Annotated in this window: 16 protein-coding genes and 1 tRNA gene; 9 read left to right on the top strand and 8 right to left on the bottom strand. The window is 58.4% G+C overall.

Annotation, left to right across the window (positions count from 1 at the left end; genetic code table 11):
- Nucleotides 1-88 precede the first annotated feature (88 nt).
- Nucleotides 89-343 carry a hypothetical protein gene (locus VL197_04355; protein ID HUJ17204.1) on the top strand — a complete coding sequence of 85 codons (255 nt, stop codon included), beginning with the start codon at nt 89-91 and terminating at the stop codon, nt 341-343.
- Nucleotides 344-400: 57 nt separating this feature from the next.
- Complete coding sequence (locus tag VL197_04350; GenBank protein ID HUJ17203.1) at nt 401-1,990, top strand: glucose-6-phosphate isomerase; 1,590 nt, start codon at nt 401-403, stop codon at nt 1,988-1,990.
- 12 nt (nt 1,991-2,002) lie between these two features.
- Here VL197_04350 and VL197_04345 read toward each other — a convergent pair whose 3' ends face one another.
- From VL197_04345 to VL197_04315, 7 genes are all read right to left on the bottom strand, one after another.
- Nucleotides 2,003-2,674 (bottom strand): DUF1573 domain-containing protein, encoded by a 672-nt coding sequence (locus VL197_04345; GenBank protein HUJ17202.1) that lies wholly within the window; start codon nt 2,672-2,674, stop codon nt 2,003-2,005.
- 186 nt (nt 2,675-2,860) lie between these two features.
- Nucleotides 2,861-4,552 carry a methyl-accepting chemotaxis protein gene (locus tag VL197_04340; protein ID HUJ17201.1) on the bottom strand — a complete coding sequence of 564 codons (1,692 nt, stop codon included), beginning with the start codon at nt 4,550-4,552 and terminating at the stop codon, nt 2,861-2,863.
- Nucleotides 4,553-4,618: 66 nt separating this feature from the next.
- Nucleotides 4,619-5,071, bottom strand: a complete 453-nt coding sequence (locus VL197_04335; protein ID HUJ17200.1) for a rhodanese-like domain-containing protein — start codon at nt 5,069-5,071, stop codon at nt 4,619-4,621.
- A 318-nt stretch (nt 5,072-5,389) separates the two neighbouring features.
- A complete protein-coding gene (locus tag VL197_04330) occupies nt 5,390-7,519 on the bottom strand; it encodes a methyl-accepting chemotaxis protein (protein HUJ17199.1) in 2,130 nt (709 codons plus the stop codon).
- A gap of 158 nt (nt 7,520-7,677) precedes the next feature.
- Nucleotides 7,678-8,811 (bottom strand): aminotransferase class V-fold PLP-dependent enzyme, encoded by a 1,134-nt coding sequence (locus tag VL197_04325; protein ID HUJ17198.1) that lies wholly within the window; start codon nt 8,809-8,811, stop codon nt 7,678-7,680.
- Nucleotides 8,812-8,844: 33 nt separating this feature from the next.
- Nucleotides 8,845-9,132, bottom strand: coding sequence for a GIY-YIG nuclease family protein (locus VL197_04320; GenBank protein HUJ17197.1), 288 nt, complete (start codon nt 9,130-9,132; stop codon nt 8,845-8,847).
- Between the two features lie 8 nt (nt 9,133-9,140).
- Nucleotides 9,141-10,166, bottom strand: a complete 1,026-nt coding sequence (locus VL197_04315; protein ID HUJ17196.1) for a uroporphyrinogen decarboxylase family protein — start codon at nt 10,164-10,166, stop codon at nt 9,141-9,143.
- Between the two features lie 93 nt (nt 10,167-10,259).
- Here VL197_04315 and VL197_04310 point away from each other — a divergent pair, with 93 nt between their 5' ends.
- From VL197_04310 to VL197_04295, 4 genes are all read left to right on the top strand, one after another.
- Nucleotides 10,260-10,940 carry a SprT-like domain-containing protein gene (locus VL197_04310; GenBank protein HUJ17195.1) on the top strand — a complete coding sequence of 227 codons (681 nt, stop codon included), beginning with the start codon at nt 10,260-10,262 and terminating at the stop codon, nt 10,938-10,940.
- 221 nt (nt 10,941-11,161) lie between these two features.
- Nucleotides 11,162-14,644, top strand: a complete 3,483-nt coding sequence (gene mfd / locus VL197_04305; GenBank protein ID HUJ17194.1) for a transcription-repair coupling factor — start codon at nt 11,162-11,164, stop codon at nt 14,642-14,644.
- An 87-nt stretch (nt 14,645-14,731) separates the two neighbouring features.
- On the top strand, nt 14,732-15,436 hold the full coding sequence (locus VL197_04300; protein ID HUJ17193.1) for a SurA N-terminal domain-containing protein: 705 nt from the start codon (nt 14,732-14,734) through the stop codon (nt 15,434-15,436).
- A gap of 20 nt (nt 15,437-15,456) precedes the next feature.
- Nucleotides 15,457-16,437 (top strand): peptidylprolyl isomerase, encoded by a 981-nt coding sequence (locus VL197_04295; GenBank protein ID HUJ17192.1) that lies wholly within the window; start codon nt 15,457-15,459, stop codon nt 16,435-16,437.
- Here VL197_04295 and VL197_04290 read toward each other — a convergent pair.
- Nucleotides 16,388-17,581 (bottom strand): CapA family protein, encoded by a 1,194-nt coding sequence (locus tag VL197_04290; protein HUJ17191.1) that lies wholly within the window; start codon nt 17,579-17,581, stop codon nt 16,388-16,390. The genes VL197_04295 and VL197_04290 overlap by 50 nt on opposite strands.
- Before the next feature lie 123 nt (nt 17,582-17,704).
- Here VL197_04290 and VL197_04285 point away from each other — a divergent pair, with 123 nt between their 5' ends.
- The 3 genes from VL197_04285 to VL197_04275 all read left to right on the top strand — a co-directional run bounded on the left by VL197_04285 (nt 17,705) and on the right by VL197_04275 (nt 20,167).
- Nucleotides 17,705-18,643, top strand: coding sequence for a peptidylprolyl isomerase (locus VL197_04285; GenBank protein ID HUJ17190.1), 939 nt, complete (start codon nt 17,705-17,707; stop codon nt 18,641-18,643).
- A gap of 101 nt (nt 18,644-18,744) precedes the next feature.
- Entirely contained in the window at nt 18,745-19,908 is a 1,164-nt protein-coding gene (locus tag VL197_04280) for a class I SAM-dependent rRNA methyltransferase (protein ID HUJ17189.1), read from the top strand.
- A gap of 184 nt (nt 19,909-20,092) precedes the next feature.
- Nucleotides 20,093-20,167, top strand: a tRNA-Val gene (locus VL197_04275).
- Nucleotide 20,168 lies beyond the last annotated feature (1 nt).

Here is a 20,168-nt window from a genome sequence, read left to right as displayed (position 1 = left end):
TTAGTGGGAAGGGGCGCTCCGGCCTGAAACAGGGAGAGCTTTCCAGACCATATCTTCTATGATAAAATGGTTCCATTACCAACCGTTTATGGAAACCAAGGAATTAAAAAAACTGGCTGAACGATACACCGCTCAACAGATAGAGTCCTGCATCCTTCAACAGGTCTCAAAGGGAGCGAACGAATGCAACGTCGTTGACGAGGCCGACGAGGTGATCGCCGCGTTGAGCAAGGCAGAAGTGGTGCGTGAGCTGATGGATGAGGGGAGGACATTCTCCGAGGCGCTCAGAGAGCTTGGCCGCAGGATCAGGAAGGTGTATGGAACTGAAGAAACGCATGAATAGGGACAGGATCCATTGAAGACAGTTAGCGGGTGAACAGGCAGGTAAAGGACAAAACAAATGAATGATCCATCACGCTGGGAACGATATAAAAAAAATATTTGTGAGGCTCCTTCCATCGGCCTGACGCTGGATGTCAGCAGGATGAATTTTGCCGCTGATTTCTTTGACCGTATGGAGCCCGAGATGCAGAAGGCCTATGAGGCAATGGATGCGCTCGAAGCCGGAGCCATAGCCAATCCGGACGAGAACCGCATGGTCGGCCACTACTGGCTCCGCGCTCCCGGGCTTGCGCCAACAACGGACATTAAGCGGGAGATTGAAGATACGCGTAAGGCGATCAGAAATTTTGTTTCTTCCGTTCATTCAGGAAAGATCGCGCCCCGGGCGGGAGCCCGCTTCACAAAGATTCTCAGCATCGGCATCGGCGGCTCGGCCCTGGGGCCGCAGTTCATCGCGGATGCGCTCGGCTCGCAGGCCGACGCTATGAAGCCCTTTTTTCTCGACAACACGGACCCTGACGGCATGGACCGGGTGCTGGCCGAGATAGGGAAAGACCTGCAGGACACCCTGGTCATCGTCATATCGAAAAGCGGCGGGACCGTTGAAACAAGGAATGGGATGCTCGAGGTAGCTGCAGCGCATAGGAGAGCAGGGCTGCCATTTGAACGTCAAGCTGTTGCAGTCACTGGAGTGGGGAGTAAACTTTATAATACGGCAAAAAATGATGGCTGGTTATCAATATTCCCCATGTGGGACTGGGTGGGTGGGAGGACATCCGTAATGTCAGCAGTTGGATTGCTTCCGGCCGCTCTGCAGGGTATAAGCATAGAAGGCTTACTAGAAGGAGCTGCCTCGTGCGATGAGGCTACCCGCAGGAAAGAGACCGCCTCCAACCCGGCAGCAATGCTCGCCCTGTCCTGGCATCACGCAACAGGAGGCGTCGGGAAAAAGGATATGGTCATTCTTCCCTATAAGGACCGGCTGGCGCTCTTCTCGAAATATCTCCAGCAGCTGGTGATGGAATCGCTCGGCAAAGAAAAGAATGCGCGCGGCAAGGTCGTGAACCAGGGCATCGCCGTGTACGGGAACAAGGGATCCACCGACCAGCATGCCTATGTGCAGCAGCTCCGGGAGGGCGTGAACAACTTTTTTGCAACCTTCATTGAAGTGCTTCATGATCGCGGTCAGAAATCAGGAGAGGTGGAGCCCGGCGTCACGAGCGGGGACTACCTGAATGCCTATCTCCAGGGGACCAGGGACGCGTTGTACGAGAATGGCCGCGAATCCCTCACGATAACGATCGACAGGCTTGACGCCCGGTCGATCGGCGTGCTGATCGCACTCTACGAAAGGGCTGTCGGCTTCTATGCCTCGCTCGTGAACATCAATGCCTATCACCAGCCCGGAGTGGAGGCGGGGAAGAAGATGGCGAGTACGGTCATCACGCTTCAGAACGAAGTGCTGGCCTATCTGCGAAAGAACCGGAATAAGGACTTTCTTGCGGAAGAGATCGCCAAAGCCATTCATGCCGAGGATCGTGTTGAAGCGGTCTTTAAAATCCTGGAGCACGCGGCCGCAAATCCCGATCATCGAGTGAAAAAAACCCCTGCCCCCCGCAGCTTCGATGCCCGCTATCGGGCGGAATAGAGGCAAGAATATTCACGGTCTGCCTGCTGTATTCTGCGAGAGAAGGTCGACGAGGGAGCGGATCTGAGCCGCCGAGAGGGGGCCTCCGGACGGAACTGAAAAGGCCGGCATCGCGGTACCCGGAACGCCTAAGGAAATGGCTGATTCCATCGCTTGCCGCTTCCTGCTCACGAAGTTCTTACCGTCCTTGTGACACGAAAAACAGAGGGCATCATAGAGCGACTCGCCGCTCTTTGCCTGGACATTGCCGCCCACGTGGCAGGTGCTGCATGGCTGCCCGAAGAGGGCCTGCGGATTGGATCGATCATAGTCTGTATGAACTATGGTTCCCCGCAGAGTCAGGACGTGCGGCTGGGGAGAGGCGGTGGTCATGATCTCGATTGTTTTTGCGATCCTGCCGAGATTTCCCCTCGCATCAACGTGAATGGTCATTACCGTGCCTTCCTGCGGTGCGAGATCGACGCGGTCCGCCTCGGCATCGATATAAACACAGGTCGGATTCACCGAGAGTACTGAGAGAGGATTGGGGGTCGCGTTCTTCAGAACGAACCTGAACACGTGGATCTTCCCCTCCGGCATGCTTCCGATCTGATATTCGGTCCGGTCAAAGAGCGGCTGCTCGCTGTAGGCAGCGGTACTGCCGGCAGGGAAGGGGAGGAGCAGCAGCAAAATGAGCGGGATCAAGCGTGATATCATTGTGCAATACAAGGCCGGACGGGGATGAATACAACGAAGGAAGTACACACCCGACGAGCATCTCCAGTTGTGGCCTCAGCCAGGAATGGACTTATACTCGGTGTTCTGCTGTTGACTAATCAGACTGTCTTTCATGCCCACTTCAGGGCCGAACGACGTTAACTGAAGGACGTGCTACGCGTGCGCCAGGGACGCACCCAGGAGCGCCTGCTTCGTTCCCGAGAGAACGTCCTCCCCAGGCGCTGGCGCCTGTGTCTTGAACTGGCCTATCTGCTGCCTGGTCCGCTGAGCGACGTCCGAAAGGTCTTTTGAAGCCCTCTGGACGTTTTCCGAGAGACGGGCGATGTCCTTAACCACATCCGCAATGTGGACCATGCTCTGGCTGACTTCTTCGGCGGCCGATGACTGCTCTTCGGTCGCTGCGGCTATTCGCTGCACCGTATCCGAGACCCGCCCGCTGCTGCCCACGATTTTCCTGAGCGCGTCTTCCGCCTGTTTTGCCGACGAAACCGCCCCCTCTGCGACCGCCTTACCCGAACGCATGATCGATACGGAATTCTGTGTTTCCGCCTGGACCGATCTGATCCTTTCCGCGATCTGCTCCGTGGCGCTCGCGGTTTTCTCCGCGAGCTTTCTCACTTCATCGGCAACGACCGCAAACCCCCGTCCCTGCTCGCCGGCGCGCGCCGCCTCGATTGCCGCATTCAGCGCGAGCAGGTTCGTCTGGTCGGCGATCTCCCTGATCACCGTGAGAATGCTGCTTATCTGCTCCGTGCTCTTGTCCAGTGTCTCAATCGCCGTGGAGGCGTGCTCCACGTTCTGCGCCAGCTTCAGGATGCTCTCAACGGCCTGTTGGACGACGGCGGCACCCTCTCTGGCCTGGTCCAGCGACTCTTTTGTGCGGTCCGATGCCTCCGCAGCGTTCTTGGCCACATCCAGAACCGTCTGGGACATTTCGGTGGCCGCGGTGGATATCTGCTCCACCTGTGAAGTCTGCCGCGATGTCCCCCGGAGCAGGTCATTCGATGAGCGCGCGAGTCCGTCCGCATTCGACGACAGGGTTTCCACGTCGCGGCCGATCGTCCCGAAAGTCTCCCGGAGACGGCTCAACATCTGATTCAGGCCGACAGCCATGACGCCCATCTCATCGCGGCTGTTCAGCGCGATCGTGGAGCCGAGGTCGCCGCCGGCGACCTTTTCTGCCGCTTTCAGGACGATGGAAATGGGCTGATTGATGGACCGGTTCATGATGAACGCGAAGAGGGAAAAACCGATGAGTGTGAGAATTGAGACGGTAACGACGATGATGATGAGCCGGTGGGCGCTTTTCTGTTTCTCCAGATAATAGGATTGGACGGCCTTTTCCTGCGCTTCTGCCATGGCATCGAGCGGCTTGAAGAGGAGCCCTTTGATATCCAGATACCGATCTATCGTTGGCTGTATCTTTTTGGTGTCCTCATTGAAGTAGATCGCCTGCAGATCGGCGGTAAGCGGCTTCAAGGCGTCAAAGCCCTTCTTGAACTTCGCCTTCTGCTCCTGCAGGGCCTCGTCCTGGATGAGCGCGTCCGCCTCATTCCACACTTTCTCCATCGCGGCCATGGAGCTCTTCAGGTGCTCCCCCGACCCGATCGACGCAACCATGTTCGCCTTGACGCCGGCCATGCGGAATTCTATCTCCCGCAGAATGAGCTGAATGCTCCTCAGATCGTCCAGAGGGACGACCTTGGCATGGTAGATGTCTTCCAGCGTTCGCACCTCGTCCCTGGCAACCATGATCGTGATCGTCGAATAAACGATTCCCGCAATGATCCCGGCGAGGGCGAGCATCAGTATTTTATGTGCTATTTTGATCGAGGAAAATCGCATGAAAGGCACCCGTCAACGGAGAACAGGGGGCATGCAGCGCCGCGCCGCATGCCCCTGGGGGAACTTCTACTCGACCGGATAGCCCTTGGCTTTCCATCCGGGGAAGCCCTCATTGCGATACCAGTTGACCTGCTTGTGCCCGTTCTTGATGAGAAGAACAGCCGCCTTGTAGGACTTCCAGCAGCGCGGTCCGTTGCAGTACACGATGACGGGCTCGTTCTTGTCCGAGGGGAATTTGCTCAGATCCAGATGGTCTTTCGAGGCGTCAAAGTTCACTGCCAGCTCGCTCTTTTCCTCATAGGGAACCGAAATCGCGCCTGCGATGTGCGACTCCACGTATTCCGCCTTCATTCTTACGTCAAAGACCTTCATTTTGCCGTGATTCGCCTTGACAAAACCGTCATCGACGACGGTCGCACCCTTTAAGGAATCAGGGGTCAGCGGCTTTTCCGCCAGTGCGGGCGAGCCCGCGGCCACCACAAACAAAACTGCAGCGATTATCACAACCAGCTTCTTCATGACATCCTCCCTATAGAAACAAGATATTCTGAAGCATCCATCTCGTGATGGAAAAAGGAAACTTGCTTAATATACCTATCGGCTCTACGCGGTGGAACTTTAATTTAGAATTAAAATAATTTGCCGAACTATCCGTAACCCCCCGAGCTCAGATACCAGTGAAGGGTACGCCTTCGTTCAGAGGAAATCCGTTTTTTCATTCAACGGGTTGCCTGCAGGAACCTTTCCTTGTCCATGATCGAGCAAGAGAAGAGGCGGCTGAGTCCCCGGAGCATTTTCGGCCCCGGCAAAGGTTACCGCCGGCCGGCTAGCTGTCTTCTAAACCTTGAAAGACCCAACCTGCTTGTTCAAGGCATCACCCTGCGTCTCCAGGTTCCGGACGATCCCATCAAGCTCCACTGCATGACTCACATTTTTTCCCGATTGATCCATGATCGTCTGGACCGCGTTGACGATCTGCTCGATCGTCTTTCTCTGCTCCTGCATGGCGCCCGATATGGCCTTCATCCGCTGCGACGCCTCGGCAATTTCCTTGGAGAGCAGGGTAATTTCGCTGGACTGCTGCGAAACGGATTTTTTGATCAAATGCGTATATTCAAGCTCCCGTTCCGTTGACTGCAGGATGTGGTCCGATGCCTGGCTTTGTTCATCGGACGCTTTTTTTATCTCATGGACCATGGAGTTGACACGCTGGATGCTGTCCATCATCTGCCGCACGCCCGTTGTCTGTTCCTCGATCGCGCGTTCCACTTTCTGTGCCATGTCAAGAGACGCCGTCGAGCTTCCGATGATCTTGCTCAATGCCCCCTCGGCCTCCGCCGAGAGCTGAACACCCTCTTCCACGCGTTCCAGGCCGAGCTTCGTAGAACGCTCCGCGTCCACAACCTGCTGCTGCACCTGCTTGATGAGAGCCTCAATTTCCCTGGTCGAATGCGCGGTCCTGTCGGCAAGGCCCCTTACTTCGTCCGCCACGACGGCAAACCCCCTGCCGTGCTCCCCCGCCTGAGCGGCAAGGATCGACGCGTTCAGGGAGAGCAGAGCGGTCGTATCTGCGATTTCATTGATCACCTCGACGATCTTGCCGATTTCCTTTGACATGCCCCCGAGATTCGAGACTCCCTCGGAAATGGAAAAGACGTCCTCCCGTATCCTGGAGATGCCGTCCCTCGTTTTTTTCACCGCGGTCAAGCCCAGTTCCGAAGCGTGTACCTTCACCGTCTCGGACATGACCGCCTGCTCCCTGGAGTAGGAGGCGATTTCCTGGATTGTCCTGCTCATTTCCGTCATTGTCGCGGAAACGTCTTCCGTTTCCCGGAAAAGCGTTTCCACGCTGGATGCTACCTGCTTGATGGACGCTGCGATCTGGTCAATGGACGAACCCGTGCTGTCTGCGAGATTATTCAGTTCTCCGGCGTGGTCCGCGATCTCCATGACGGCAGCCGACATCTCCTGCGACGATGCCGATGCATCCTCGGTGAACTTCTGCAGCTCGACAAGGTCGGTTGCCACCGTCTTGATCGAAGACGACATTTCCTCGATGGACGACGACGTGGTCTCGACGGCCTGCATCTGGATCCTGGCCGAATCGTGGACCAGCCGCGAAGCCTCATTGATCTGAGAGGACGTGGTGGAAACGTTCTTCGTGACGGCGAGAACGTCTTTTACCATGGTGTGCAGACCTTCGATAAAAACATTGAACCATCCCGCCAGGCTCCCCATCTCGTCTTTCGATTCGACCGGGAGCCGTTTGGTCAGGTCGCCGTTCCCCCTCGCAATATCCTTGATCGTATCGACAGTGGTGTTCACGGGTCTCGAAATGGAGCGATTGATGATGATCCCGAAGAAGAGAAACACGGCGATCAGGACCGTAGAAAGCGCGATCACCACTTTGTTAATGATCGAGACAGTCTTCGTTCGCTCGACATTGTAGATCTTGACGGCTTCCTCCTGGGTCGCTGCGATCTTATCGATGGATTTGTACAGCAGGGGCTTATAATCGTAAAAATCGTTCGTCAGACTGGCAACCTTCTTGGTCTCGGCGTTGAAGTACGCCTCCTGCAGCTTGGGGACGATCTCTTTGAACCCGCGGTACCCCTTTTCGAAATCGGCTATTTCCTTCTTGAGAGAATCGTCGTCAATGCGACCTTTTACATCGGTCCACAGGCTGTCGATCTGCACCGCAGACGTTTTGAGGTGCTCGCCTGAGCCGATCGGGGCAACCATGTCAGCTACGACCGCGGCCATGCGGTACTCGATCTCCCTGAGCAGGAGCTGTATCTTTCTGAGATTGTCAAGGGGTACGACCTTCCCGGCGTAAATCTCATCGAGCGTCTTGAGCTGGCTGTTACCCATGGATATGGTCACCAGGGCAAACGTAATGAATGCGAGGAGCGCCAGTCCGACGACGAATTGCACTTTGTGCGATATTTTTATGCTTTGTAGGATCACGCAAGGCTCCCAAAGTATTGATTAATAGTTTTACACTTTACCCGACTTTTTAAAGAAATGCAAACCAAAGGATTCAAACGAAGGCTTAATATATTACTTATCTTATCGGGAAAAAACGCTGGTTCTTTACCCGCCGCGGAAAAAAGCAAGGACGAAACTCAATCCAGGTCCCCGGTTTCGGCAAAAACAGCGGCGACTTCGTCAGCGGTATTATAAAAATGCGGAGAAAAACGAAGGGCGCCGCCGCGCACATTCGCCATGATGCCTCGTTCCCGCAAGCGGGCTGTCGCGCGAACCGCATCGCCGCAGCGGAACGTAACGATGCCGCCGCGGGCCTGTTTTTGTTTCGGCGTTAGGACCGTGAAACCCTTCGCTTCAGCTTCGTTGATGATCAGATCACCGAGGCCGAGCACCCGTTCCTGGATATTCTCGATGCCGATCTCTAAAAGAAGCTCAACAGCAGCGCCGAGCCCGATGATGCCCATGACGTTCAGCGAGCCTTCCTCGAATTTTAATGCGTCCTTCTTGAGCTTGAAAACCGGCTCGTCAAAGGCGAACTCATTCTGGACCGATTTCCATCCCACAAGGGGCGGGCTGAGCTTCTCGGCCAGCTCCCGCCTGCAGTAAAAGATCCCGATCCCTTCAGGTCCAAGCAGCCACTTGTGGGCGTCCGCAGCAAGAAAATCGATGTTGCATTTGTTCACATCCATGGGAAGAACGCCCAGGCTCTGGATCGCGTCAACGCAGAGGAGAACGCCTTTCCGCCTGCAGAGCTCTCCCACCCGCTGCAGATCTATTCGGAACCCGCCAGCAAACTGTACCGAACTGATGGTCAGCAGCCGGGTGCGGGAGTCGATGAACCGTTCAATATCTTCAATTTGGACCCTGTTGTCGCGAGAGGGGATGACCCTTGCTTCAACTCCCTTACTCGCAAGGTTCAGCCAGGGATAGATATTGGAGGGAAATTCCATTTCCGGGAACAGGACATTGTCGCCCGGCTTCCAGTCCAGCCCCTGGGCGACGATCGAGAGGCCGTGGGAGGTGCTCTTTACAAAAGCTATTTCATCAGGCCCGGAGCCTATCAGCCCCGCGCACGCCCTGCGCACGTCCACGATCTGCGGCGCCCATTTCGGGTAGTGAAAAGCCCCTCCCTCGACAGACTCTGAGAGAAAGCTTTCGATCGCCTGCTTGACCCTGAGTGAAACCGGCGCGACACCGGCATGGTCCAGGTAAATGCAGTGTTTCGTAACCGGAAATTCCCTGCGATAGGACTCATAGAAGGCATGGTCCATAAAATTACCTCCCACAATTCATCCTGCACGCCGTCAACGGGAACGCTGCGCCCGCCCTTTCTTCCCTTTTATATACTCTTCCTTGTCCATCCGCGAAAGCGATTTCATCGCGAACTCCTTTTTCAGCGCACTCGATTTGCTCCGGCAGCCTTCCGCGTGGATGAGCGAGACCGGCAGGCGTGATCGCGTATACCGTGACGCCCTGCCGCAGCCATGCTGTTCCAGCCTCCGTTCGAGATCACAGGTTATGCCGGTATAGAACGTCCCGTCCCTGCACTTCAATATATAGAGCAGCCATTTACGGGAAGGTTTCTTCTTCATAACAGAGCTCATGCCTTGACCGCCTCGTCTGCGCAAGCGAGGAACGCCACTACGTTCTCCAGCGGCGTATCGGGTGGCAGGTCGCAGGAAGGCATAAGAATGAAATTTCGAAAGGGATCGGGAATTGCTGAAGTGCATTCCGTCACCGCCTGGCAGATCTCTGAAGGCTTCCCGCCGAACACGGTTTTGATCACGTCAATATTGCCGGCCAGGACGGCCCGCCCCTGATAGAGCTTATACACCTGCCCGAGATCCACTCCCGCATCAAGGGTGATGCAATCAGCCGCGCTCTCCGGATACAGAGCGACCTGAGGCTCTATTTTTCCGCATTGATGCAAGAAGCGGGCAATGCCCCTGTCCCTGTACCGCTCCAGTAACGCCCTTTCTGCAGGCAGGACCACGTCTTGATACAGGTCCAGCGGGATCAAGGTTGCCGCACCGTCGGAAATAGCGATCGCGTCGATGACGTCCTGTTCCACGAGCCTGTCGAAGAACGCGACGGAAAGCTGCGCGCCGAGTCCGCAGACCTCGCTCACGAACTCCTTGTCCGACGTGGTTTTGTCCTGGAGCAGATTCCAGTCGCACAGGATCATGGCCCAGGTGAAGGGTCCCCAGGATGTGGCAGCAAGATATCGGTCAGGAAGCAGTTTCCGCAGATGATCGATCATCTCTACCAGAGCAAGTGAGTGAGGTGAGTGAGTAATGTCAAGGTTCCGGAGAAAGCGTGCATCTTCAGTCGTTTGGATAAGGGGAGCCGCAAGCAGCGGTGTCTGCCCTCTCTTGAAAGACAGCTCGCCGCCGATCGCCTCTGCGGGAAAGGTGTTCAGGCCGGAGCCCGCGAAGATGATATCCGTATCGAGATTGTTATATAACCGGGCGAGCGACTCTGCAAAGGAGCGGGAATCTTTGTCCAGGCTCTCGATCTTGAGGCCTGTCTGGTAGTACGCCCAACGGCCGGACCCGAATAAGGACTTAGGTATACGGTCGGAGCGGCCGCCGGCAATAACCCGCTTTATGAATTCCCGTTTATTCATGATTGCTATCATGCCGTTTTGGTTCACAGGAAGAAGAATTGCTCAACCCTCAAAAGTATAGTAGAATTCGGGTGCAATAGAAAGGGCAAAAGAATGATGGAACGGGGACAGCTGGACCTTCTCTTCGGACACACCGAAAGCTCTCTCAAGGCGGATCTGGAAGAACGCCTGGGAAAGAGCGTCTCGCTGGTCCTGACCGGGAACAGGACGACCATGTTGTCCGTAAGAAGGCTTGAGGGAATGCTGCGGGTCCGGCTTCACCGGATGTTTCTGAACGCGGGCTCCTCGGTGATCGAGGAGATCGCCTCCTTCCTCAAGAACAAGAGAGGCGCGATGCCTCACTTCCGGAATTACGTCAAACAGAATAGAGAACAGCTCTGCACAAAGCCGCCTGAGAAGATCGGAGAGAGGACAGCGGGGAGATATTTCGACCTGCGATCCCTGTACGATGAGATCAACCAGGAGTATTTTGGGGGAACGATCAGAGCCGGGATCACCTGGGGATCGAAAAGTCCGCGTTCTGCCGCCAGAAAAAGAACTCTCGGGAGCTACAGTGAGCGATCAAATACGATCCGGATCAATCCCGTGCTCGACAAGAAGACGGTTCCCCGCTATTATCTCTCCTTCGTCGTGTACCATGAAATGCTGCATGCCGCCATGGGGACATCCAAAAAGGGAGAAAGACGAAGCGTCCATCCGAGAGAGTTTAGAAAACAGGAACAGCTATTCAAGGATTATGCACGTGCAAGCTCCTGGGAGCGGGGAAGCGCGTGAACGAGTCCTGCCTTCCCAGGAGCATCGGACAGACAACCCTCTTGCAGGCTACGCTGCTCCGATCAGTCAAAGTGTCTCGGAAGCAGCAGGTTTAATAAGTCTGCGCGGTGACCGGGAAGCGTAGGTGATATTGTCAGTGGTTCCTGAACTTCCGCATTCCACCACGGATGCGTCCTCCTCGTATTGAATTCACCCTGGTCCTGTGTTATAGTGCCCCGTCCATGAAAAGCCTGAGAGACATGGTCCTGCCTGTCGTCAACGACCTCCGGGCAGGGCGCAATACCATAGATGTGAGCGAACTCTGGGGGGCCTCAAAGGCCCTCTTTTTATTCGGCCTGAGACAGGAGGCCCGGAGGCCGATCATCGTTGTCACCGCGTCCGAGGACGCGGCGGAAACGCTTGCCGAGGATCTGCGGTTCTTCACGCAGAAGCTGCTCCATCCGGAGGGCGGGGAACCGGTTGAGATCCGAACCTTCCCGACGTGGGGACTGCTTCCCTTCGAAGCAGATTCTCCCGACAGCCGCACCGTGGGGGAGCGCATGCGCTTCCTGTATGGCCTCATCGCCGGGAATCCGGGCGTGTACATCGTCCCGATCCCGTCGCTCATGCAGAAGCTTCCCCCCTGGGAGCTCTTTGTTGATTCGGTCAGGACCATCACAATGACAACGGCCATCGACGCTGACCAGTTCATTGCCGGGCTGACCGCAGCCGGCTATGAATCCGCCTCGCTCGTCACTCGTGTTGGCGAGTTCAGCAGGCGGGGCGGGATCATCGATTTTTTCTCTCCCCTGCAGGAATATCCCATCCGCATGGAGCTCTTCGGCGACCGGATCGAATCGCTGCGACGTTTCGATCCCGAAACACAGCGCTCGACCGGAGAGATTGCGGAGGCCGTGCTGCTGCCGGTCCGGGAGCTGATCATCAACGAGCAGGGGATCGAACATCTGAACAACACAATGACGACGGATGAACGCGGCTTCAAGATGAAGGAGTTTCTTGACCAGGTCCGCGAAGGCATCCTTCCCCCGGGCGGCGAGTTCCTTGCTCCCTTCTTCTATCACATGGACAGCCTATTCCGGTACGCCCCCGGGGACAGTCTCTTCGCCCTCATGGAACCCGATGACCTCAAGAAGGAAATGGAGGCGTTCGGTCTCAAGGCCGACGAGGGGAGAGGGGAGGAGAGCGCAGAGGGAAGAACGCTGCCGGCGGTTTCGGACCTGTATCTTGATCAGAAGGACATCGAGGCTTCGCTCCTGAACGTTCCGACGGTCACCATCGGCCTGCTCGGCACGGGCAGGGGCCTTCGCATGGACACGAAGTCAGCCGCCTGGCTCGGGGTCCGCCTGACAAAACCGGTCAGCGTGGACGAAAGGGGGCCCGGGGGCGATGGAACCATGTCCAGCCTTGTGGAGAAGCTGAAGCGGCTGCGGGACTTCAACCGGGTGGCGATCGTGTGCGGAACCGAAGAGGCGGCGGGCAGGCTCAAGAAACTGTTCGTGGAGTACGGACTCGGGCTCGCGGCCGGTACACGGCTGGAGGAGCAGCAGTCGGGCCCCTTCCCGGTGACGGCGCTGGTCGGCCGGCTGTCGGAGGGGTTTGCGTGGCAGGAGCTCGGCCTCACCGTGATAACCGAGGAAGAGATCTTCGGCAGGAAGGTGCATCGTCCTTCAACCGCCCGAACGAAGACCACGCCCTTTCTCTCCACGTTCAAGGAGCTGAAGCCCGGGGATTTCGTGGTCCACACGGATTACGGTGTGGGCGAGTACCAAGGGCTGACGCGCATCACCGTCGACGGGTTCGAGACGGATTTCCTGGTGCTCCGCTACGAGCCTGACGCGAAGCTCTACGTGCCGCTCTACAGCCTTGACAAGGTGCAGAAGTACATCGGCGCGGACGGCGGCGCCCCGAAACTCGACCGGCTCGGGGCGCTCCAGTGGGCCCGGACCAAGGAGAAGGTCAGGAAGGACATCCTGGAGATGGCGCAGCAGCTCGTCGCCCTGTATGCCGCCCGGGAAGCCATGCAGCGCAGGTCCTTTACGCCGCCGGACAATCTTTACCGCGAGTTCGAAGCCGCGTTCCCCTACGAGGAGACGCCGGATCAGCAGAAGGCCATCGAGGAAGTGCTCACGGACATGCAGCGGCCGAGGCCCATGGACCGGCTCGTGTGCGGGGACGTGGGATACGGAAAGACCGAGGTCGCCCTTCGGGCCACCTTCAAGGCGGTCGAGGACGGGATGCAGGCCGCCGTGCTCGTGCCAACCACGCTGCTCGCCGACCAGCATTTTCGGACGTTCTCGGAGCGGCTGAAGCAGTTCTCGATCCGCGTTGACCTGCTCTCGCGCTTCAGGACCAGAGCCGAACAGCAAGAGACGCTCAAAGGCATGAAGAGCGGCGTCGTGGACGTCGTGATCGGCACGCACCGGCTCCTCCAGAAGGACATCTCCTTCAAGACCCTCGGCCTCCTGGTGGTGGACGAGGAGCACAAGTTCGGCGTGAAGCACAAGGAGCGCATCAAGGAGTTCAAGAAGCTCGTGGACGTACTGACGCTCACGGCAACGCCGATCCCTCGTACCCTCCACATGTCGCTCTCGGGAATTCGAGACCTCTCGATCATCCAGACGCCCCCGCTGGACCGCCAGGCGATCCAGGTCGTGCTCGCGCGCTACGGGAAGCGCGTGATCCGCGAGGCGATCATGCACGAGCTCGGGCGCGGGGGGCAGGTCTTTTTCGTGCACAACCGGGTCCAGGGCATCGAGCGCATGGCAGCCTTTATTCAGGGCCTCGTGCCGGAGGGCAGGGTCGGCGTCGCCCACGGGCAGCTGCACGAACGGGAGATCGAGGGCGTCATGTCCCAATTCCTTTCCGGGGCGTTGAACGTGCTCGTGACGACGACGATCATCGAGTCCGGCATCGACATCCCTACGGCGAACACGATCATCATCAACCGGGCTGACCGGTTCGGCCTGGCCGACCTGTACCAGATCAAGGGGCGCGTCGGAAGGAGCCGAGAGAAGGCCTATGCTTACCTGCTCGCACCCGCTGATGAGGCGCTCTCCGACGTGGCGCGCAAGCGGCTCCGGGCGATCCAGGAGCTGTCCGAACTCGGTGCAGGGTTCCGCATCGCGGCCCAGGACCTTGAGACCCGCGGTGCCGGCAACCTGCTCGGCAAACAGCAGTCGGGACACATTGCCGCCGTGGGAATCGACCTCTACACCCAGATGATGGAAGAGGCCATGGCCGAGCTGCGCGGCGAGGAGATCGCGCACGAGCCGGATACTCAGATCAACCTGCGGGCTTCCGCCTTCATTCCCGAAGAGTATATCTATGATGTTAGCCTGCGGCTCGCGGCGTACAAGGAGGTCTCCAGCGCCGGCGATGAGACGCAGCTCCGGGATTTGACCGACGAGCTCCGGGACCGCTACGGCGAGCTGCCCGAGCCGGCGGCGAACCTGATCGAGATCATGAGCATCAAGCTCATCGCGAAGAAGGCCGGGGTGGCCCGGATCGACGGGGGGAAGGACACGGTCAGCGTCACCTTTGCCGAGGGCGCGAACATCCCGCCGGACCGGGTCATGGCCCTGCTCAAGAAGAACAAGGGGAGGATCAGGCTGATCCCGGAATACACGCTGCAGGTCTCCCTGGCCGACGGGTCGCTCCGGACCGCGTCAGATGCGGTGAAAAAATGCTTGCAGGAACTACGGTAGTGTGTTATAAAATCACCACACGTATTCATCAATCATCCGCCTTTCCTTATCCTAATGACTAAATAAAACCTCGGAGGAAATCATTTCATGAACACGCGTAAAGGCATCATGGTCGTGACCCTGCTTGCATTCCTGCTGGCAGGCACGGGATGCAGCAAAGGGCCGGACAGCGCCGTGATCGCCCGGGTGAACCGGGCGAAGATCACGGCAGCTGACTTCAAACGGCAGATCGAGGGGCTCGATAACTTCCAGATGGAGCAGTCCGTTGCCAGCGATCCGAAGTCCCGGAAGGAGTTCCTGGACGACCTGATCGGCATCGAGGTCGTGCTGCAGGAGGCCAGGCGGCAGGGGCTGGACAAGGACCCCGACTTCAAGAAGCGGCAGGAGATGCTCAAGAAGGAGATGGAGCGCAGGGTCCAGGACGACTACCGGAACGAACTGTTCAACAGCCTTCTCAAGAAGGAGCTTTCGGACAAGCTGAACAAGGTGGCGCAGCCCACGGACGATGAGGTGAAGGACTACTACAACAAGAACGCCGATAAGATGCGGACGCCGGACGGCAAGAAGCTCGCCTTCAAGGACGTGGAGCCGCAGCTGAAGCGCAGGCTGCTCGCCGAGAAGCAGCGCGACCTGTATCTTGAATATGCCAAGGCGCTCAGGGCAAAGGCCACCATAACGGTGGACGAAAAGGCCTTGGACGAAGCGGCTGCCTCCCTGCAGCGCCCCGCGGCGACCGGTGGCCTGGAGCAGCAGAAGGCCGGCCCCGCAAAGGAAGAAAGCAAGCAAAAATAAACGCGCCCCCCGACGTCCCCATGAAGAGATCCCGATTCATACTCTATACGGCCCCGGCGTTCCTGCTGGGGCTTCTGTTTTTTTCGTGCACGAAAAAACAGGAGCCCCGCCCCGCGGCTCCTGCCCCCGCGGTCTCGGCAGAAGTGAGGATCGTGGCGACCGTGAACGGGGACCCGATCACGCTTGCCGAGTTCCTTGAGCGCTTTTCACGGGCGGGGTACAAGCCCGAGCACGATGTGGAGTTTCAGGTCAAGCAGGACTTTCTGAACCGCCTGATCGAGCGGAAGATGATGCTGCGCGAGGCGCAGCGGAAGCGGATCAAGATCAGCCTGCCGGAGATCACCAGGCGTATCGAGTCGCTGCGCACGGATAGCAACAAGGACATCAGGGAGACGCTCGCGGCCTTGGGCATCGATTTCGAGAAGTGGAAGTCCGATGTCTGGGAGGACATGATGATCGAGCGGCTGTTGGCCCGCGACGTGAACAAGCGCGTGGCAGTGTCCGGCGCTGAGGTGCGGCGCTACTACCAGGCGAATCCCTACGAGTTCGAGCGGCCGGAACAGGTGCGTGTTCGCCAGATCGTGGTGGCGACCGAGGCTGAGGCGCAAGGTGTGCTCGACCAGCTCCAGGGTGGGGCGGACTTCGCCGCGGTGGCGAGGCAAAGGTCCACGGCACCCGAGGCCGAAAAAGGCGGCGACCTCGGCTACTTTGCCATGGGGGACATGCCCGGCGAGTTCAACGTGGTCTTCGGCCTGCAGAAGGGGGCGCACAGCGGGATCGTAAAGAGCCCTTACGGATATCACATATTCAAGCTCGAGGACCGGCGCAAGGCGGGCCGGATCGGCCTGGACGAGGCATACCGGGATATCGCTGAACGGTTGCGCAAGGATAAAGAAGACCACCGCTACAAGGCGTGGATCACGGAGCTCCGGTCACGGACGAAATTCGAGGTCAATTACCAGGCGCTGGCCGGGGAAACTCCGGAACCGTCGGGGAAGTGACCGTGCCGGAGGCAATAGCGGACTGCCTATCCACGGGCCGTGTCGGATCAGGTGCGGTGGCAGATGCGCGGGGCGTGTCGTTCTTTTGCACTGACACCGGTCCGGACACGTTCAGGATTCCGCGGTCGTCAACGATGTCCAGCGAGGTCGTGAACCGTGCTGAAACGGCATTGATCCCTGCCAGGACGTCCCGGGCCAGTTTTCCCCGCAGGATGCGGGGCTGGTATTTCACCCGGTAGTTGTTCACGTCGATGGGCACGGCCTCGACGCGGGACAGGGTGTTGCCTCGGAAGGTCAAAAGGAGTATCATACTCCAGTTTGTGCGGTCGCTCTCCGAGCCGAACACGAAGTTGCCGAGGCTGTAGACGATCAGGCGCCCCTTGTAAAGTTCGATGTCCTGCAACACGTGCGGATGATGGCCGAGTACGAGATCGGCCCCCCAGTCGATCGCCTGGCGGCCAAGCTCGATCTGGTAATCCTTTGCTGCGGTCATCAGCTCGGCCCCCCAGTGAAAAGACACGACGACGATGTCTGCCGAGGGGCGCACTTTCTCGATATCCGCTTTGACGAAATCGGCATAGCCCGGGGCCGTACCCGGCCTGCCGGCGGAAGCGAAGAATTCGAGGGGGAACGTGAGGGAGTAGGAGAGGAAGGCGAGCGTCCTCCCTTTGATTTTAACGATAGCCGGCGCCCGCGCATCGTTCAGATCCATGCCGGCTCCCGTGAAGAGGATATTGCTCTCGTTCAATGCGGCCATCGTGTCCTGGAGGGCAAGCGGTCCGAAGTCCATTGAGTGGTTGTTGGCGAGCGATACGACGCGGATACCGGCGCTGGCGAGGGAGCGAGCGGCAAGGGGCCCGGCGCGAAGGGTGAACTTCTTGTTTTCCACGGCCGTGCCCCGGGCCGAGATGGGCGATTCAAGATTGCCGGCAATCAGGTCGGCCCGCCTCAAAGCAGGCAGCACATTGCGATAGGGATAGTCGGGTCCGAACTGTTCCAGAAACGGTTCGGCCCTGCCGCCGAGCATCAGGTCGCCGACGGCGGCAATCGTGATTTCCTCCACGGGCAGCAGCTGCTGTTCTGCGGCCGACGCCGAACATGCCGGGGCGAGGAAAAGGGAGAGCAGAATAACGATCGTTTTCATGGATTCACCGCAGGGACGGGTTGTCAGACCGTCCTTCCATCGATTTTTGTATTGGATAATAATAAACTCATTGCCAAAAGGCAATAAAAAAGGGTGCCTCATGAAGTGCAGGGAATCGGAACGATGAAAAAAAACCTCCTGGCATGCGCTGCCATGCTGTCCATACTCTTCTTCTCCGCGATGCCCTTGGGGGCCAGCGCATCCGTGGTCGTGGACCGCGTCGTTGCCGTCGTGAACGGCGAGATCATTACCATGAGCGATCTGCAGCGGGAGGAAGCGCTGAAGAAAACCGAGGGAAAGCAGAGCGAGCGCCTGCTGCTGGAGGACATGATCGACCGAAAGCTCCAGATGGCTGCCGCCAGGAAGGCAGGCATGGACGTCACGGACAAGGAGCTTGCCGACGCCGTGGCGGACATCATGAAGCGGAACTCGATGGACGCGAAGCAGTTCGATGCCGCGCTGGCGAAGGAGGGGATCACCCTGGAGCAGTACCGGAACGAGCTCCGGGAGCAAATGACCCTTTCCCGCATGTTCAACAAGTTCGTGCGGTCCGGCCTTGCCGTGGACGAGGCCGAGGTGCGCGCCTACTACGACCGCAATGTCAGTCAGTACTCCCTCCCGGAGGAAATACGTGTGCGTCAGATATTCTTCCGGCTGGCCGATGACGCCACTTCCGCCGAGGTTGCCGCAGTCCGCGAGAGGGCGGAAGCGGCGCTGGCGCGTGCTAAGAAGGGTGAGGATTTCCCCCGCCTGGCCAGGGAGCTTTCGGAAAGCGAGAGCGCCGCAATCGGCGGAGACCTTGGCTTTCTGCAGCGAGACCAGGCCATCCCCGAGATCGCGGAGGCCACGCGAGGGCTGAAGCCGGGCGAGATCCGCGGGCCCATCCGGTGCGCAGGCGGCCTGCATATCATCCGTCTCGAAGAGGTGCGCACGGCGATCACGCCCTACGAGAAGGTCAAGGACGAGATCACCAAGATGCTCTACGACCAGCGGCTGGAGAACACCTACCGAAGCTGGCTCCAGACCCTGCGGAGCGATTCGACCATCGAGAACCGCCTCTAAATGCAGAGGGCAGAAGACAGACGCCGGAAGACGGGCAATGCGAATTCCGCCAGGCCTGCTGACTGTCCCTGGCCGGCCTCTGTTTTTTGACCTCCCTCTGCATGAAAACTGTCAAACTCAAGAAAAAAGAGGCCCGCCGCATCCTTCGGGGTCATCCCTGGATCTTCAGCAACGAACTCGACCGGATGAAGGATGTCCCTTCGCCCGGCGATATCGTCGATGTCCTGGACAGTTCTGGCAGGTTCGTTGCCCGCGGCTATATCAACCCGCACTCGCTGATCGCGGTGAGGATCCTGACGAGAAGCCGCGAGGAGATAGACCAGGCCTTCTTTCGCGGGAAGATCGCCGCTGCGCACCGGCTCAGGTCTGCTCTGGGCTTCGGGGACTCCTTCCGCGCGGTCTTCAGTGAAGGAGATGGGATTCCTGGCCTGATCGTTGACAAATATGCAGATGCGCTCGTGGTCCAGTCCCTGACCGCGGGCATCGACCGGCAGCTCGACACCATTCTCGCCGCCTTGAGCGATGAATACCGGCCCCGAACCATCGTGCTGCGCAACGACACGACGACCCGCGAACTTGAAGGGTTGCCGCAGGAAAAACGTGTCGTCCTCGGTACCTGTACGGGCCCGGTCACTATCGAGGAATCGGGCCTCAAGTATCAGGTCGACGTGCTCGAAGGGCAGAAAACAGGCTTTTTCTTCGATCAACGCGAGAACCGGCAGGCGCTCAGCCGGATCGTAACAGGCAGACGGACATTGGACTGCTTCTGCTATGTCGGGGCCTGGTCGCTTTCGGCTGCAAGCTTCGGCGCGTCGGAGGTGACGGGAATCGATTCGTCCCGGAAGGCCGTGGATCTCGCCATCGGCAATGCGGAGCTCAATGGTCTGGCAGCTTCGTTCAGGACCGCCGATGTGTTCGAGGAGCTGCGGGAGCGTGAACGGCAGCGTGAACAGTTCGGCTGCATCATCCTGGACCCGCCCGCGTTCGTGAAGAGCAGGGCCAAGGTGCGGGAAGGGCTCAAGGGATACAAGGAACTCAATCTTCGCGGTATGCGGCTGCTCGAACCCGGCGGCATCCTGGTGACCTGCTCCTGTTCCCATCATGTCGACGAGGACCTGTTCAGGGAGATGCTGATCGATGCGGCGCATTCCGCGGGAAGACAGGCGCGCCTCCTGGAGATGCGCTCCCAGGCCCGAGACCATCCGATGCTGCTTGCGGCAAGGGAGACGCAGTACCTCAAATGCGCGATCGTGATCGTTGATTAGACGTCATGTACCGCGAGGTCACAACCTGCGCAAAGGAAACCATAACCTGTCCTGAGATTGTCTCACAACCCCACGCATTTCGCGCTTGGTCCAAACCTTTCACGCACAGCATGTCCACACCGGGCACAGTGTTTGAGATTTGTCTTGACGAACAAGCGTTTCCTGTGTTAAAAAGTATCCGTTCGGGCGCTTAGCTCAGCGGGAGAGCACTGCCTTCACACGGCAGGGGCCGCTGGTTCAATCCCAGCAGCGCCCACCAT

The organism is Nitrospirota bacterium (assembly GCA_035516965.1).
Taxonomy (GTDB): domain Bacteria; phylum Nitrospirota; class UBA9217; order UBA9217; family UBA9217; genus MHEA01.
This window is presented reverse-complemented; position numbering and strand designations above follow the sequence as displayed.